This window comes from Leisingera sp. ABM4_103 (genome assembly GCF_056158685.1).
In genome coordinates this window covers 871,957-885,282 of the sequence record NZ_JBSWTU010000005.1, presented here as the reverse complement: position 1 = coordinate 885,282, position 13,326 = coordinate 871,957, and the positions used below count along the sequence as shown (strand labels likewise).

The 13,326-nt window shown below is 63.3% G+C and carries 14 protein-coding genes; 8 read left to right on the top strand and 6 right to left on the bottom strand.

Annotation, left to right across the window (positions count from 1 at the left end):
- Nucleotides 1-53 precede the first annotated feature (53 nt).
- The 3 genes from ACXAED_RS05845 to ACXAED_RS05835 form a co-directional block, all read right to left on the bottom strand.
- A complete protein-coding gene (locus tag ACXAED_RS05845) occupies nucleotides 54-551 on the bottom strand; it encodes a Dps family protein (protein ID WP_475047654.1) in 498 nt (165 codons plus the stop codon).
- Between the two features lie 126 nt (nucleotides 552-677).
- Entirely contained in the window at nucleotides 678-848 is a 171-nt protein-coding gene (locus ACXAED_RS05840) for a DUF1328 domain-containing protein (RefSeq protein ID WP_475047652.1), read from the bottom strand.
- A 282-nt stretch (nucleotides 849-1,130) separates the two neighbouring features.
- A complete protein-coding gene (locus ACXAED_RS05835; RefSeq protein WP_475047649.1) occupies nucleotides 1,131-1,862 on the bottom strand; it encodes a Crp/Fnr family transcriptional regulator in 732 nt (243 codons plus the stop codon).
- A gap of 85 nt (nucleotides 1,863-1,947) precedes the next feature.
- On the opposite strand from ACXAED_RS05835, the gene ACXAED_RS05830 reads away from it, so the two are divergent.
- Both ACXAED_RS05830 and ACXAED_RS05825 read left to right on the top strand, forming a co-directional pair.
- Complete coding sequence (locus ACXAED_RS05830) at nucleotides 1,948-2,364, top strand: hypothetical protein (protein WP_475047647.1); 417 nt, start codon at nucleotides 1,948-1,950, stop codon at nucleotides 2,362-2,364.
- Nucleotides 2,365-2,406: 42 nt separating this feature from the next.
- Complete coding sequence (locus tag ACXAED_RS05825; protein ID WP_475047645.1) at nucleotides 2,407-2,580, top strand: DUF1328 domain-containing protein; 174 nt, start codon at nucleotides 2,407-2,409, stop codon at nucleotides 2,578-2,580.
- A 395-nt stretch (nucleotides 2,581-2,975) separates the two neighbouring features.
- Here ACXAED_RS05825 and ACXAED_RS05820 read toward each other — a convergent pair whose 3' ends face one another.
- Both ACXAED_RS05820 and ACXAED_RS05815 read right to left on the bottom strand, forming a co-directional pair.
- Nucleotides 2,976-3,383 (bottom strand): response regulator, encoded by a 408-nt coding sequence (locus ACXAED_RS05820; protein ID WP_475047643.1) that lies wholly within the window; start codon nucleotides 3,381-3,383, stop codon nucleotides 2,976-2,978.
- Nucleotides 3,367-5,703 carry a transporter substrate-binding domain-containing protein gene (locus tag ACXAED_RS05815; protein ID WP_475047640.1) on the bottom strand — a complete coding sequence of 779 codons (2,337 nt, stop codon included), beginning with the start codon at nucleotides 5,701-5,703 and terminating at the stop codon, nucleotides 3,367-3,369. Before ACXAED_RS05815 ends, ACXAED_RS05820 begins: the two co-directional genes overlap by 17 nt.
- 353 nt (nucleotides 5,704-6,056) lie before the next feature.
- On the opposite strand from ACXAED_RS05815, the gene ACXAED_RS05810 reads away from it, so the two are divergent.
- From ACXAED_RS05810 to ACXAED_RS05795, 4 genes are all read left to right on the top strand, one after another.
- Nucleotides 6,057-6,509 carry a MarR family winged helix-turn-helix transcriptional regulator gene (locus ACXAED_RS05810; RefSeq protein WP_475047638.1) on the top strand — a complete coding sequence of 151 codons (453 nt, stop codon included), beginning with the start codon at nucleotides 6,057-6,059 and terminating at the stop codon, nucleotides 6,507-6,509.
- A gap of 16 nt (nucleotides 6,510-6,525) precedes the next feature.
- On the top strand, nucleotides 6,526-9,723 hold the full coding sequence (locus ACXAED_RS05805) for a 2Fe-2S iron-sulfur cluster-binding protein (RefSeq protein ID WP_475047636.1): 3,198 nt from the start codon (nucleotides 6,526-6,528) through the stop codon (nucleotides 9,721-9,723).
- A 205-nt stretch (nucleotides 9,724-9,928) separates the two neighbouring features.
- The gene (locus tag ACXAED_RS05800; protein WP_475047634.1) at nucleotides 9,929-11,131 is read left to right on the top strand and encodes a GTP-binding protein; all 1,203 of its coding nucleotides are present in this window, start codon (nucleotides 9,929-9,931) and stop codon (nucleotides 11,129-11,131) included.
- Complete coding sequence (locus tag ACXAED_RS05795) at nucleotides 11,040-11,393, top strand: DUF6525 family protein (RefSeq protein WP_475047631.1); 354 nt, start codon at nucleotides 11,040-11,042, stop codon at nucleotides 11,391-11,393. Before ACXAED_RS05800 ends, ACXAED_RS05795 begins: the two co-directional genes overlap by 92 nt.
- Nucleotides 11,394-11,411: 18 nt before the next feature.
- Here the strand turns inward: ACXAED_RS05795 and ACXAED_RS05790 are convergent, their stop codons facing one another.
- The gene (locus ACXAED_RS05790; protein WP_475047629.1) at nucleotides 11,412-11,789 is read right to left on the bottom strand and encodes a winged helix-turn-helix transcriptional regulator; all 378 of its coding nucleotides are present in this window, start codon (nucleotides 11,787-11,789) and stop codon (nucleotides 11,412-11,414) included.
- 124 nt (nucleotides 11,790-11,913) lie between these two features.
- On the opposite strand from ACXAED_RS05790, the gene ACXAED_RS05785 reads away from it, so the two are divergent.
- Together ACXAED_RS05785 and ACXAED_RS05780 are read left to right on the top strand one after the other, a co-directional pair.
- Complete coding sequence (locus tag ACXAED_RS05785; protein WP_475047626.1) at nucleotides 11,914-12,555, top strand: NAD(P)H-dependent oxidoreductase; 642 nt, start codon at nucleotides 11,914-11,916, stop codon at nucleotides 12,553-12,555.
- Between the two features lie 236 nt (nucleotides 12,556-12,791).
- The gene (locus ACXAED_RS05780) at nucleotides 12,792-13,241 is read left to right on the top strand and encodes a hypothetical protein (protein ID WP_475047623.1); all 450 of its coding nucleotides are present in this window, start codon (nucleotides 12,792-12,794) and stop codon (nucleotides 13,239-13,241) included.
- Nucleotides 13,242-13,326: the final 85 nt, after the last annotated feature.

The following is a 13,326-nucleotide window of genomic DNA, read 5'->3' as shown; positions in this document are numbered from 1 at the left end:
GTGCCTTCCTGCAAAACGGGAGGAGGCGGCAGGAAGGCGGGAGAAATTACAGATCAGGATTTGGCCAGCGCCCGCAGCATCCAGGCAGCCTGCTCATGGAACGCGGAGCGCCCTGTGGCCAGGTCCTCGGTCACGATATCGCGGCGGCTGCTGGCCAGCTCGGCAAGCGCGTGCAGCCGGTGGGCAATGCGTTCATGGCTGGCGGCAAGGTCCTTGGCCATACCGCCGGCGGTCAGCTCGCCGTCGGCGTCCTCGATCTTCGAGCGGTTCAGGATCTCATCCATCCGCGACGGCGCCAGATGCCCCAGCGCGCGGATGCGCTCAGCCAGCGTGTCGGCGGCGGCAAACATGTTCTCGTACTGCTCTTCGGTCAGCTTGTGCATCGAATAGAAAGCCGGCCCTTCCACATTCCAGTGATAGGCGTGGGTTTTGAAGACGAGCCGGTAGGTGTCGGCCAGCACATCCGCCAAGCCGCTGGCGATGGGGCCGGTATCGCGGACACCGGTTTCGACTTTGTCAGGGCTTGGGGTGGCGGAAAGCGCGCCAGTCATGGAGTACTCCTTTACTTCTTGAAGGTCAAAGCGGTGGATGGACAACCGGACGGCAGAAAACGTTCAGTCCGGCCTGCGGCTTGAATGCGGGCGGCAGCCTTCAACGGCTGCCGCCAGCCCCGGCCGTCAACGGGAGGAGCCGCGCAGCAAGCGTACGATCAGCGCCACTGCAAACAGCACCAGGAATATAAAAAACAGGATCTGTGCGATCCCGGCGGAGGCCGAAGCGATGCCGCCAAATCCGAAGATTCCGGCAATGATGGCAACGGCCAGGAAGACGAGCGCCCAGTACAGCATGCCGTGTCCTTTCAGTTGCGGATTGTACCGTCCCAACCCGCAAGCCCGGCGAAAGGTTCCAGCCAGTTTCCTAGAGTTTTAGACTGCAAGTGCACCACTGCCTGGGCGCGGTGCCAGGCCCCGCATCGAAGGCGTTGGCCGCCCGCGGGCGCCGTATTACCAGTACCCAGGGCTTGCCCAAGGACCCGCCTGCGGCTCCTCTGCGCCAGAACGCCTGGATTGTGCTGGAAGAAGAAGCGGGGCTACCGGCCAGTCCCGGCCGGCTGCATCCGGTGCTTTCAGTCAGATCAGCGGCCGGGGTTCGGGCGCATCCAGATCGATCATCGCCACGCTTGCCAAAGCAGGCAGATCGCTGACCTTCAGCCTCCCGTTGTGCCATTGCGCCAGTTTTCTGTCCCGCAGCATTTTCAGTTTTTTGTTGGTATGGACCAGCGACAGGCCAAGCGCATCTGCCAGATCCTGCTGCTTGAAGGGCAGCGGTACCGTGCCCTTTTCCTCCATGCCAACTGCCTTCAGGCGCTCAAAGATCCTCACCAGCGCCCAGGCAATCCGCTGCGCCGCGTCGCGCTGGCCCAGCGAGGCGATGGTTTCGCCCAGAAAATGCTCTTCGACCGCGGCGATCCACGTCAGATCATAGGCCCGCTGAGGCTCCTGCTCAAACAGCTCAAACAGCGCCGCACGCCGGAACACACACAGCGTCATGGCGGTGGTCGCCTCAACCGAATGCTTCATTTCGCCCATCAGGCCGGCCTGCAGCCCGGCAAAATCACCTGGAAACAGGAAGTTGATAACCTGCCGGCGGCCGTTTTCCAGCGTTGTGTAACGCGTGCCCATTCCATTGAGCACCGTGTACAGCTGCGGGCTGTTCGAGCCTTCCAGCAGAATTGTCGTACCCGCATCCACCACCAGTTCTCCGGTTTTGAACTGCTGCGTTGAAAGCACCTCCTCACGCGTCATCGGCGTGAAAATGGCCCGTTTGCGGAGCGGGCATTCGCGGCAGGCGGTAGAAGACATTGCGCTCCCCTGGCGGCTATGTCGCAGTTAAATGCGCCCGGTGGGAAATGGATACACACTCTAGGCCTATAGGGGGGCTGGTGCAATGAAAATGCCTACTCCAGGCTGCTCGCATGTCTATCTGGTCATGTCCAGGAACTACTTGGTTACCTGCGATATCTGCGATGCCATTCTGGATTTCGACCCTGCCGCTGAACTCAGCGTGCAGCAGGCGCATGATACGGCGCTGATGGCGCTTTCCCGCTACCAGCGGATTGCCGTGGCCTTTTTTGAGGCGGGCTCCGAACTGGTGACCCGGCTTCATATAGACCGGGATGTCCAAGTCCGGGGCGGCCGTCTGGTCCTTTTGGGGAGTGCCGCGGAAAACGAGCTGGATGCGCACTCACCGTGCCTGCGGTGGCCTGTGCTGGCCCGGCCAGTGTCCAACCAGATGATACGGGCCCAGCTGGCGCCGTTGCGGGCCGGGGCAGGGAACAATCGCGGCCTAGCCGGGTTTATCTAGCGGCTGCGATGTTCGGTAGCCTCGCTGAGAAGGAGTGAAATAATGCTTGGTTGGGCACTTACATTTCTGGTTATCGCTTTGATCGCCGCCTTGCTCGGGTTCGGCGGGATCGCCGGCGCCTCTGCCGGTATTGCCAAGATTCTGTTCTTCATTTTCCTGGTTCTCTTCGTCATTGCGATGATTGCGCGCGCATTGAAGGGCAAACCGCCGGTTTAAACGTGGCGATGCGGCATGCCCGCATGCTCAGAGCCCTTTCTCCTGCTGTTGCTGGCCGGGAGGGGGCCTCCTGCCGGACATAGGGTGGGCGCGCCGGGGGGTCGCGCCGTCAGAGCCTGCGCCGCTGGCCGGCCGCACGTGCTGCTGAACACCCTATGTCCGGGTCAGGCGTCCGCGCCTGGCCGCTGCCGGGAGTACCTGATCCAAATTGGAGATCAGGGCATCAAGGGGCACAGCCGGCACTTCCGGAAGGCGGCAGTCTGCAGGCTTGCCGAATGCAAAACTGCAAAGCACGGGATTTCAATCGGCCCTATGCGGCCGGGCTGCATAGCCGGATCTGGTCGTCCGGCGCCGTCGCGCTGATTGGAAAGTCTCCTGTACTGCGCTGTCCCGTCTCAGCTGCGGGCCTTTGCCAGCAGCCTGACAGCGTGGCGAATATCCTCCTCTTGCAGAGGTTTCGTCAGATAGCCGCGGACGATGTTGAATTGCTGCGCTCGCTGCTGGTCGCCCGGGTCGGCCGAGGTGGTCAGCATAAGGACTATGGTGCCGGCCAGCCGCTGGGCTAGCTCCGCGGTGGCTTTCTCCAGAAAATCGAACCCGTTCATCCGCGGCATGTTGATATCCAGGAAGATGGCATCGTCCGTGGCATCGGCGTTCTGAGCCAAGTAGTCAAAAGCCTCCGACGCATCATCAAACGCGGTGACGCGGCCCGCCAGCCCGGTGCGCGCAAGCACCCGCTTGAACTGTTTCAGATCAGCGTGATCGTCATCGATCAGCATCAGGTTTTCAATGACTTCTGCCACTTGCCTTCTCCGGAAGCGTGACGGTGAAAGTGCTGCCAGACCCTTTTTGCGAGGAAACGCCGATCCGGCCGCCGTGATTTGCCGCTATGCGCTGGCACAAGGTCAGGCCGATCCCGGAGCCTTGGCGGTCGCTATGCCTGTGCAAACGTTTAAACAGCCCGAAGATCCGGTCATGATATTCCGGCTCAATTCCGATACCGTTGTCGCGCACGCTGAAGGTGATCCAGCCTGCAGGAGCCTCCGGGCCTGTTGCGATCTCGATCCTGCTGCCGCGCTCTGGGTCACGGTAGGCGACCGCGTTGGAGATCAGCTGCCTGATCAGCGTCCTCAGCTGGTCGGGGTTGCCTTCCACCGCCGGCAGCATACCCGTCTCAATGACGCTGCCCGCGGCCGCGATGTCGGCGGCAATGTCAGCGGCCGCGGCCACGGCCTCGCGGGTCAGATCGACGGCTTCAACAGGCCGTTCGTCATCGACGGAGCGGGCAAAAACCTTAAGGTCCTCAACCAGCCGGGCCATGCGCGCATTGGTAATCTCCAAGTCATCCAGAATCTCGCGCCCTTCAACATCCAGGCAGGCACTGGAGGTGCCGCGCAGTTCCGCCAGCAGCGCGCGCATCGTCTGGGCCGGCGCCTTGAGATCATGCGACATCGCATAGGTGAATTCCGCAAGCTGCCGGTTCGCGGTCTCAAGCCGCTCCACCATGGCTGACAGCTGTCGGCGGTGGGTCTGTTCCAGCTCCAGGTCCCGCGCCTGGCGTTCGTATGCCTGCTGGCGCTGACGCTGATGCTGCCACAGGAGAAAACCGAGCAATGCCACGATAATCCCCCCCGCTGTGCCCGCGGCCGCAAACTGGCGGGGGCGGGTCCAGAACTCCGGCGTGCCAAAATACTTCTCCCGCAGCCAGGCAAACTCCTGGGACGCCAGATAGCCCGGGATAACCGCGTTCAGCCGGTCCCGGACAGAACCCAGGCCGAACCGCAGCGCGGGGGCACGCGCGCTGGCAAAGACCGGCGGGCCGGCCGCGGCAACCTGGTCTGCCACCGCCCACTCCCGGGTCCGCGCCAGTGTCGTTGCGGCGGGTGCCAGAATAGCGTCCGCGCGCCCATCTAAAAAACTCTCCAGCACTGCATCCGCAGTCTCTTCTGCCAGCACCGTGACATCTTCATACGTCGCGGCAATCTCAAGCGGGGGGCTGCCCCGCAGCGCTGCCACTCTGCGTCCGGCCAAGTCATCAAGCCCGGTGATTTTGCCCTTATCCTCAGCGCGGGTGAACACGGAATACGGCACTTGTTCCAACGGCAGGGAGAAATCCATCATCTCGCGCCGCTCGCCGGTGATCCGCATGTCGGGTAACAGGTCATAGCGCCCGGGCCCGGGGCCTGCACGCCACTCCGTCAGGGAAATCCGCTTGAACTCCAGCGCGAGGCCCGCCCGTTTCGCCAGCCCGCGCAGGACCTCCACACCGAAACCGGAAAACATGCCGCCCGGCTCGACGGTCTGGTATGGCGGGTTGTGGCGGACGCCCACGGTCAGCACCTCGGGGACCGGTTTGGGGATATCAAGAAAGTATTTCTGCCGCAGCGCGGGCAGGCGGCCATCCGCCTCCATTCGCGCAAGCGCGGCGTTGATTTCCGGCAGCAGGTCCGCGCGGCTCCGGTGCAGGGCGACAAAGCGGCTGAACGCAAGGACCGGCGGATCGAGAAAGCTGATCTTGGCATCAACCTGCGCGTTCCTGGCAATCGAGAAGGCAACGGGTTCAGGGATAAGCACCGCGTCAACGCCGCCAGTCAGCAGGTTCATCAGCGCCGCTTCCGGGGTCACGAACTCCACCGGCTGGTTCGCGGCCAGAAGGTCCTGAGCCGCCGACCCGACCGCCGGCGGCACAATGCCGATGCGCAGACCGCGGCGGGGGCTGCCCGCAAGTTCCGCGGCCCGGTGCCGCAACACGGTCAGGCGCAGCGTTTCCGATGCCACCGGGGCGGAAAACACATTGGTTTCCTCCAGCAGCGGAAGCCGCGCCACACCGGCGATGAGCTGGGTGCCGCCATCAGCTTGCCGGCGGATGAACTCGTGGGAGGTTTGCACGTCCAGATAGCCGATAGGAGCACCGGTATCCGCGCCGATCTCTTCTGCCAGCTCGACAAAGAATCCGCTGCGGCCGCCGTCCGCAGAGCGCTGCGCAAACGGCGGTACCGGCAGAAATGCCACCGTCAGTCCGCTTCGGCCTTCCTGCGCCTGTGCCGAAACGTGCCAGCTGAAGCCCAGAAGGCAAAGCAATCCGGCAGACATCAAACATGACAGCCGAAGCAAAATACTCATTCACTAGGGTCCTGAAATTCAACCTTTGGGTGTTTCTTGACTCTAGGGTGAGAGGGTTAACAAGCTCTTGCCGCGTGCACAAGCTCCGGTCCCATTCCTGAGCATGTCTTCTGTCTCCTGAACCACCGTCATTGTTATTTTTCAGATGTTTGAATTGGGGGTGTGGTAATGCATGATCTCACACCTGGCGGCGGGACACGCTACAGAGGATGCACGGAAAACACATTTTTGTGCTGATTTTGCGCAACCTATGGGCGCGGAGCAGGGCGGCTGCCTCATGTAAGGCAAGCGGTTAGACCCATCCGGCAGTATAGTTGACGCTGTCAATTAAATGATTGACACTGTCAATTATTATGACTGAAGACCGTTTCCATCTCCACCGCTCACTCGGCTATCAGGTGACCATGCTGGCCAGGGTGATCGAGCGCCGCTTTGAGCAGCGGATCGCAGAGTTCGGCTTGACCCGCGTGATGTGGTGCGTGCTGCTGGCCGCTGGCGGGGAAGGGCTGACCGCCCCATCAGAAATCGCAGGCTTCATCGGCATCGACCGCACGGCCGCTTCACGCACGCTGCGGCATATGGAAGAGCGCGGTTTCATCACCCGCAGCAGCAGCGCGCGGGATGGCCGCTCCATCCAGGTCCGGCTGACCGCGCAGGGGCAGTCCGCGCTGACACAAGTACTGCCCATCGCACAGGAAAACGCGGCGCATTTCGAGGCCAAGCTCACCGGGCAGGAACTCGCCCAGTTGCGGTCGGCTGCCGCCAAGCTGCTGCAGGACGAGCCGCGCATCGTCGCCAAGCTTTAGCATTCAGGGGGTGACCATGGGTAAACTGTTCTCCTACCGCAACCGGCCGGTGCATCTGGGACCCTATCCGCAAGAGTCGCGGCGCCACCGCAAGGGCCTAGAGGAGCTGGAAAACATTCCACCCCTGCCGCAGATCAGCTTCCGCCGCCCCGATGCGCCGCTCTCCATCGTCAACGCAATGCGCGACTACCAGGCGATGCTGGATGCCACACGCGAAGGGCTGGTGAAAAGGGAGCGTGCAGATATCCCCGCCAGCCCGCAGGAGCGCACGGAGCACCTGAAGGCATTCGGCTACTTCTGCGACGCCTCCCTGGCGGGCGCCTGCGCGGTTCCGTCCGCGGCCTGGCTGGACACACCGCAGGTGAACCCGGATGTGGCGGCGCTGGCGGAAACGCTGCGCACCAAGCAGACCAAGACCTTCGCCTCCGGCATCGACGTGGTGATGGCGTCTTTGCGCGAGTCGATGCAGGCCCCGCCCGCGGACTGCCGCCACCACACCCACGCGCTGGTCTATGCCTATGAATTCCCCCGAGACCCCAAAGCAGAGGAAGACGGCACCGAATGGCTCGCAGACGCGCAAAACCAGCGCGCCTGCCTGAGGGCGGCGGAAACCGCGGTGACACTCGCCAATTACATCCGCCTTCTGGGCTGGGAAGCCCGCGCCCATACCGGCGCTGCTACGGATGTGCATCTGGCCAGGCTCGCAGTGCAGGCGGGTCTTGCCACCCTCGAGGACGGCGGCCTCACCAACCCTTTCCTCGGCCGCCGCTTCGGGATCGCCGCCGTCACCACAACGCTGGAACTAGCCCCCGATCAGCCGCTGGAACCGGGCCAGACGCCGGGGGTCAAATACCGGCTCGGTCTCGGCGCCCACGCCAAGAGCGCCGCCACCCGCGACCCCTACGCCAAGCGCCGCTTCATGGACGGACCGCACCCGTTCGAGACCCTGAAACGGGTGGACGATCCGACAACCTATATCGACGAGGTTAATGTCGCGCGGGTTCCGAAACGCGCCGACATGTTTGCCCGGGCGCTGTTCGGCGACCTCGGCAAAGGCCCGCAGGAGGCGGCGAAGAACGGCAACTACGTCCGCAAGTCCTCCTCCGCTTTTGCTTTCCGCTCGTCGCTTGCGGCCTTTGTGCTGCTGCAGGACGGCAAGCCCGCGCCGCAGATCGACCCCAGCGCCACGGATGCCGCCCGCAACGCCGCGAATATCAAGGCCGCGGCCTATTTCCTTGGCTGTGATGCAGTGGGGATCTCGCGCTGCCCGGATTGGGCCTATTACTCCCACGACGCGGCAGGCGAGCCGCTGGCCCCCTACCACGAGAACGCCATCAGCATCATCATCGACCAGGGCCATGAAACGATGGAGGGCGCCTCTGGCGACGACTGGATCGCCTGCGCCCAATCGATGCGCGCCTATCTGCGGTTTTCTCTGCTTGGCGGGGTGATCGCGCAGCAGATCCGCAACCTCGGCTATACCGCCCGGGTGCATTCGGTGATGGACGGCGAGGTGCTGCAACCGCCGCTGCTGCTGCTCTCCGGCCTGGGCGAGGTCTCCCGCATTGGCGAGGTGATCCTCAATCCCTTCCTCGGACCCCGCCTGAAATCCGGCGCCGTCACCACCAACCTGCCGATGACCCATGACAAGCCGGTCGACTTCGGCCTGCAGCGGTTTTGCGAGGCTTGCAACAAATGCGCCCGCGAATGTCCCTCCGGCGCGATCACCGCCGGGCCCAAGCTGATGTTCAACGGCTATGAGATCTGGAAATCCGACAGCCAGAAATGCACCACTTACCGGGTCACGGTCCCCGGCGGTGCGATGTGCGGCCGCTGTATGAAGACCTGCCCCTGGAACCTCGAAGGCCTGTTTGCCGAGGCGCCGTTCCGCTGGGCCGCGATGAACCTGCCCGGCAGCGCGCCGCTTCTGGCGAAGCTCGACGACGCGCTGGGCAATGGCGAGGTCAACACCGCCAAGAAATGGTGGTGGGATCTGGAGATGGTGGAGGAGGGGCCTTACGCCCCCTCCCGGCACCCGGTGAACGCCCGCCAGCTTTCCAAGGATCTGGACCTGAAATTCGAGGACCAGACCCTGGCCGTCTACCCCGCGCCGCTGGCGCCGCCGCCCTATGCCTGGCCGTCGCCGATGGACCGGGAGGCCGGGATTGCCGCCTATCAGGCGATGATCCCCGCCGCCGAGCACAAGCGCCGCCGCGCAGCAGGCCTGCTGCCGGAGCATGTTTATACCGCCGGTCAGGGCGATGCGCCGGTGATGCGGGTGCGGCTCTCAAAGGCAGAGCATATGACGGACGCTGTCACCAAATACGAGTTCACCCTGCCGGATGATGCGCCGCTGCCTGCCGCAACTGCCGGTGCTCACATTGACGTGGTGGTCGCCCCGGAGTTCTTCCGCCAGTACTCGCTGTCGGGCGACCCGGCGGACCGCACCAAATACCAGATCGCGGTGCTGCGCGAGGACGCGGGCCGCGGCGGCTCGAAGCTGATGCACCGGATCTTCGAAGAAGGCCGGATGGTGTTCATTTCCAAGCCTATCAACCATTTCCCGCTGCATGAGGACGCCGCCAAGTCCTACCTGATGGGCGGCGGCATCGGGGCGACACCGATGATCGCCATGGCCCACCGGCTGCACGCGCTGGGCCAGGATTTTGAATTCCGCTATTCCTGCTCTAAACGTGCAAATGCCGGGTTTCTGGATGACTTGAAACATGTGCCTTGGGCGGAAAAAGTGCATTTGCATTTCTCGGATCAGGGCACCCGCGCCGACCTCAGGCAGGTGCTGCAGTACACACCCGGCAGCCACGTCTATACCTGCGGGCCGGAGGCCTACATGCAAGCGGTGCTAGACACCGCACGGGCAAACGGCTTCCCCGAAGAGGCCCGCCACATGGAATACTTCTCGGTCCCCGAACAGCCGGAATATGAAAACCACCCCTTCACCCTGAAGCTGGCGAAGTCGGGGCGCGAGATACAGGTCCCGGCAGAAAAAACTGCGGCTGAGGCTCTTGCTGAAAGCGGTATCCATGTGAATGTGAAATGCTCTGACGGTATCTGCGGCGTTTGCAAATGCGGGCTGATCGCAGGCGACGCCGAGCACCGCGACTTCGTTCTGTCGAACAAGCAGCGCCAAGGGGCGATCATCCTCTGCCAGTCCCGCGCACTGGCGCCGGGCGGGGTGCTGGAGATCGACCTCTAAACAGCCATCGGTGCATTTTCTTACTCAAGAAAATTGCCAAAAGTTTTACTGAAAACTTTTGTCCCCGCAGGTGGCAGCGGCGTGTGAAAACGCGGCTGTCCGCGTTCTGGCGGCCGTCGGAGCTTTCCGGGAATTGCAGGCCGCACCGGAAGCTGCTAAGCGTGCTCCCGGTGAAAGTTACGATATAACATAATGAGATTCGGGCATGACGGATAACAGGCTGCCGGTCACGGTGCTTTCGGGGTTTCTTGGAGCCGGGAAAACTACGCTGCTGAACCACGTTCTGAACAACCGCGCGGGACGCCGGGTTGCAGTGATCGTGAATGACATGAGCGAGGTGAACATCGACGCGGACCTTGTGCGCGGTGGAACAGAACTGTCGCGACAGGACGAAAAGCTGGTGGAAATGACCAACGGCTGCATCTGCTGCACGCTGCGCGACGACCTGCTGCAAGAGGTGCGCCGCCTCGCGGACGAAGGGCGCTTTGATTACCTCCTGATCGAAAGCACCGGCATTGCCGAGCCGCTGCCCGTGGCCGCGACCTTCGATTTCCGCGATGCGGAGGGCCGGAGCCTCTCGGACGTGGCCCGCCTCGACACTATGGTGACCGTGGTCGATGCGGTGAACCTGCTGCGAGATTTCGCAAGCCACGACTTCCTCAGCGACCGCGGCGAAAGCCTGGGTGAGGAGGACGACCGCACGCTGGTCAATCTGCTGACCGATCAGATCGAATTTTCCAACGTCATCATTCTGAACAAGGTGACCGAGGCCGGCCCGGCCCAGACCGAAGCAGCGATGCTTGTGATCAAGGCGCTAAACCCGGATGCCGAGGTGATCCAGACCGACTTTTCCGAAGTTGACGGAGACCGCATCTTCGACACCGGCCGCTTCGATTTTGACAAGGCTCATGAACATCCGCTCTGGGCCAAGGAGCTATATGGCTTCGAGCACCACGTGCCCGAGACCGAGGAATACGGCATCTCCTCCTTTGTCTACCGGGCCAAACGCCCCTTTGACCCTGCCAAAATCCACGCGTTGCTGAATGGCGACCTGCCCGGCGTGATCCGTGCCAAGGGTCATTTCTGGCTGGCGACCCGCCCGGACTGGGCCGCGGAGTTCTCTCTGGCCGGCGCCATCTCCTCGGTCCGCCCTTTGGGCCTGTGGTGGGCCGCGGTGCCGTCCGAGCGCTGGCCCAGCCACCCCGAAGCCCGGCGTGAATTCCTGCAGAACTGGGATGAAACCTGGGGCGACCGCCGCCAGGAGCTGGTGTTCATCGGCGCAGGGCTGGACAAGGCCGCGATCACGGCCCGCCTAAATGCTTGCCTGGTGCCGGAAGCCGCAGACGGTCTCGATCCGGCCTGGGCTGCGCTGGACGATCCCTTCCCAAACTGGCACCGCAATGGCTGACCGCAGGCCCCGCCGCAATCTCAACTCGCGCCTGAAACGGCGGCGCAGGGCAGGGGACCCGATGCAGGCCTTCGACGCGCTGCCGCCGCCCTTGCGGCAGTGGCTGGCCTCCGCTTGCCTGCCCTGGAGCCCGGCGTCTGCGCTCAGGCTCTGGACCAAGGCAGGCGGCAGCCGCGATCCTGCTGCGGCAGCCGCCCGGCTGGACGCCGCTGAACAAGCAATGCTGAAGCGGGACGCCCGCATCTGGGCATTCCGGGGCTAGCCGCTCCGGCCCTCTGCATCAGGCAGTCTTTTTCTCCGCCTCCGCCGCGGCATCATAGTCCGCCCGCGCCGCATCAATCGCGGGCAGATGCTCCAGCGCCCACAGCCCCATGGCCCAAACCGGTTCGCGGAACGACTCGCCCAGCGGCGTCAGTGCATACTCCACCTTGGGCGGGATCGTCGGGTAATAGGTGCGGCTCACCAGCCCGTCCCGCTCCAGCTCTCGCAGCGTCAGGCTCAGCATCCGCTGGGAAATCCCCAGATGCCGCTTCAGCTCATTGAACCGCAGCACCCCGTATTGCGCCAGCGAGATCACGATCAGCACGCTCCAGCGGTCGCCGACCCGCGACAGCACCTCGTTGATACGGCCGCATTCCGGGCATTGCCCTTCTGCCATGGTGGTTCCCTCCGTGTAACCGGGGCTCAGAAATGTGCCTTCTTGTGCCCAATCCGGTACCGCTTATATAGCCAGTCACAAATCTATACCACCCCTGGCAACCGGCCGTGAAAGGACCAATGAGATGAGCAAGAGCACCCTGATCGAGAAGCTGAACTGGCGTTATGCTACCAAGAAGATGGACCCCGCCAAGGCGGTTCCGCAGGAAAAGATTGACCAGATCATCGAGGCGATCCGCATGGCGCCGACCTCCTCGGGCACCCAGCCGTTTGAGGTCTTCGTCATCACCAATCCGGAAATCCGCGCACAGATCCAACCGCACGCCTGGGATCAGGCCCAGATCACCGATGGCTCGCACCTGCTGGTCTTTGCCGCCTGGGACAACTACTCCGAAGACCGCATCGACTCGGTGACCCGCCAGATGACCGAGGAGCGCGGTGAGATCCCGATGCTGAACCAGTACTACGAGAACCTCAAGGCGACCTATTTGCCGCGCGAGGAACGCACCAACCACGACCACGCCGCCCGCCAGGCCTATATCGCGCTGGGCTTTGCGCTGGCCGCCGCCGCCGAGCTGGAAGTGGACAGCACCCCGATGGAAGGTTTCGACCCCGCGAAGGTCGATGAAATCCTGGGCCTGCGGGACAAGGGCCTGCGCTCGGTGGTGCTGCTGCCGCTGGGCTACCGCCAGGAGGAGGGCGACTGGCTGCTGCCGATGAAAAAGGTCCGCAAGTCGCGCGACACCATCGTGACCGAAATCGCCTGAGAGGGCTGATCCCCGGCGGCAGGCGGTTTTTGCCGCGCCTGCCGCCGGTTTCTCCGCAGGTAAAATTTGCCTGCGGAGACTATTCATGCATTTCATCTGCATTATACTGGCCGGCAGGCACCCTTTTCGGCCTCGGCGCAGGTCCGTCGGGTCTGGTGCTGTCAGTTAAGACTTTGCGAGGGGTGCCAGTATCCATGTTTACCGCTGATTTTTCTGCGAGTGACCTGGATCCCGCTTTGAAACCGGTTCTTCAGCTTTGGCAGAACGCCTCGGAGGCGGGCGCTTTCCCGCGGCTCGCCGAGCTGAGCCTGCCGTATATCAGCACGGCGACCAATATCCTGGCGGTCTTCGAAATCGAGCGGACAGGGACCGGGGAGCTGTCTGATTTCAAGGCGCTCTATGTGCGGAGTAAGATCATCAACACGCTGAGCGCCAAGGTCGCCGGCACCCGCCTGTCTGAACGTCCGGGCTTCGGGCCCGGGTCCATGATCTGGACCTGCTTTGCCGAAGCGGCCGCCAATCCCCGGCCGCTGCTGGTCTCACTGCCCTATGTCGGCCCGCTGCCGGAATACCGCAGCTCCACCGAGATCCTGCTCCCCCTGCGGGGAGAGGGCTCGACGGTTGACTATTTGATGACGGGCGTAGTTCTGCTGGAGCAGGAATACCAGCGCCGGGATCAGGCCTGAAGCGGCCCCGGCAGGCGAAAGGCGGGGCAGGGGGCTGCCAAAAGCCGTCTCCGCCTTGCCCAGCAGGGCTTTTCCCTTGCGCAAC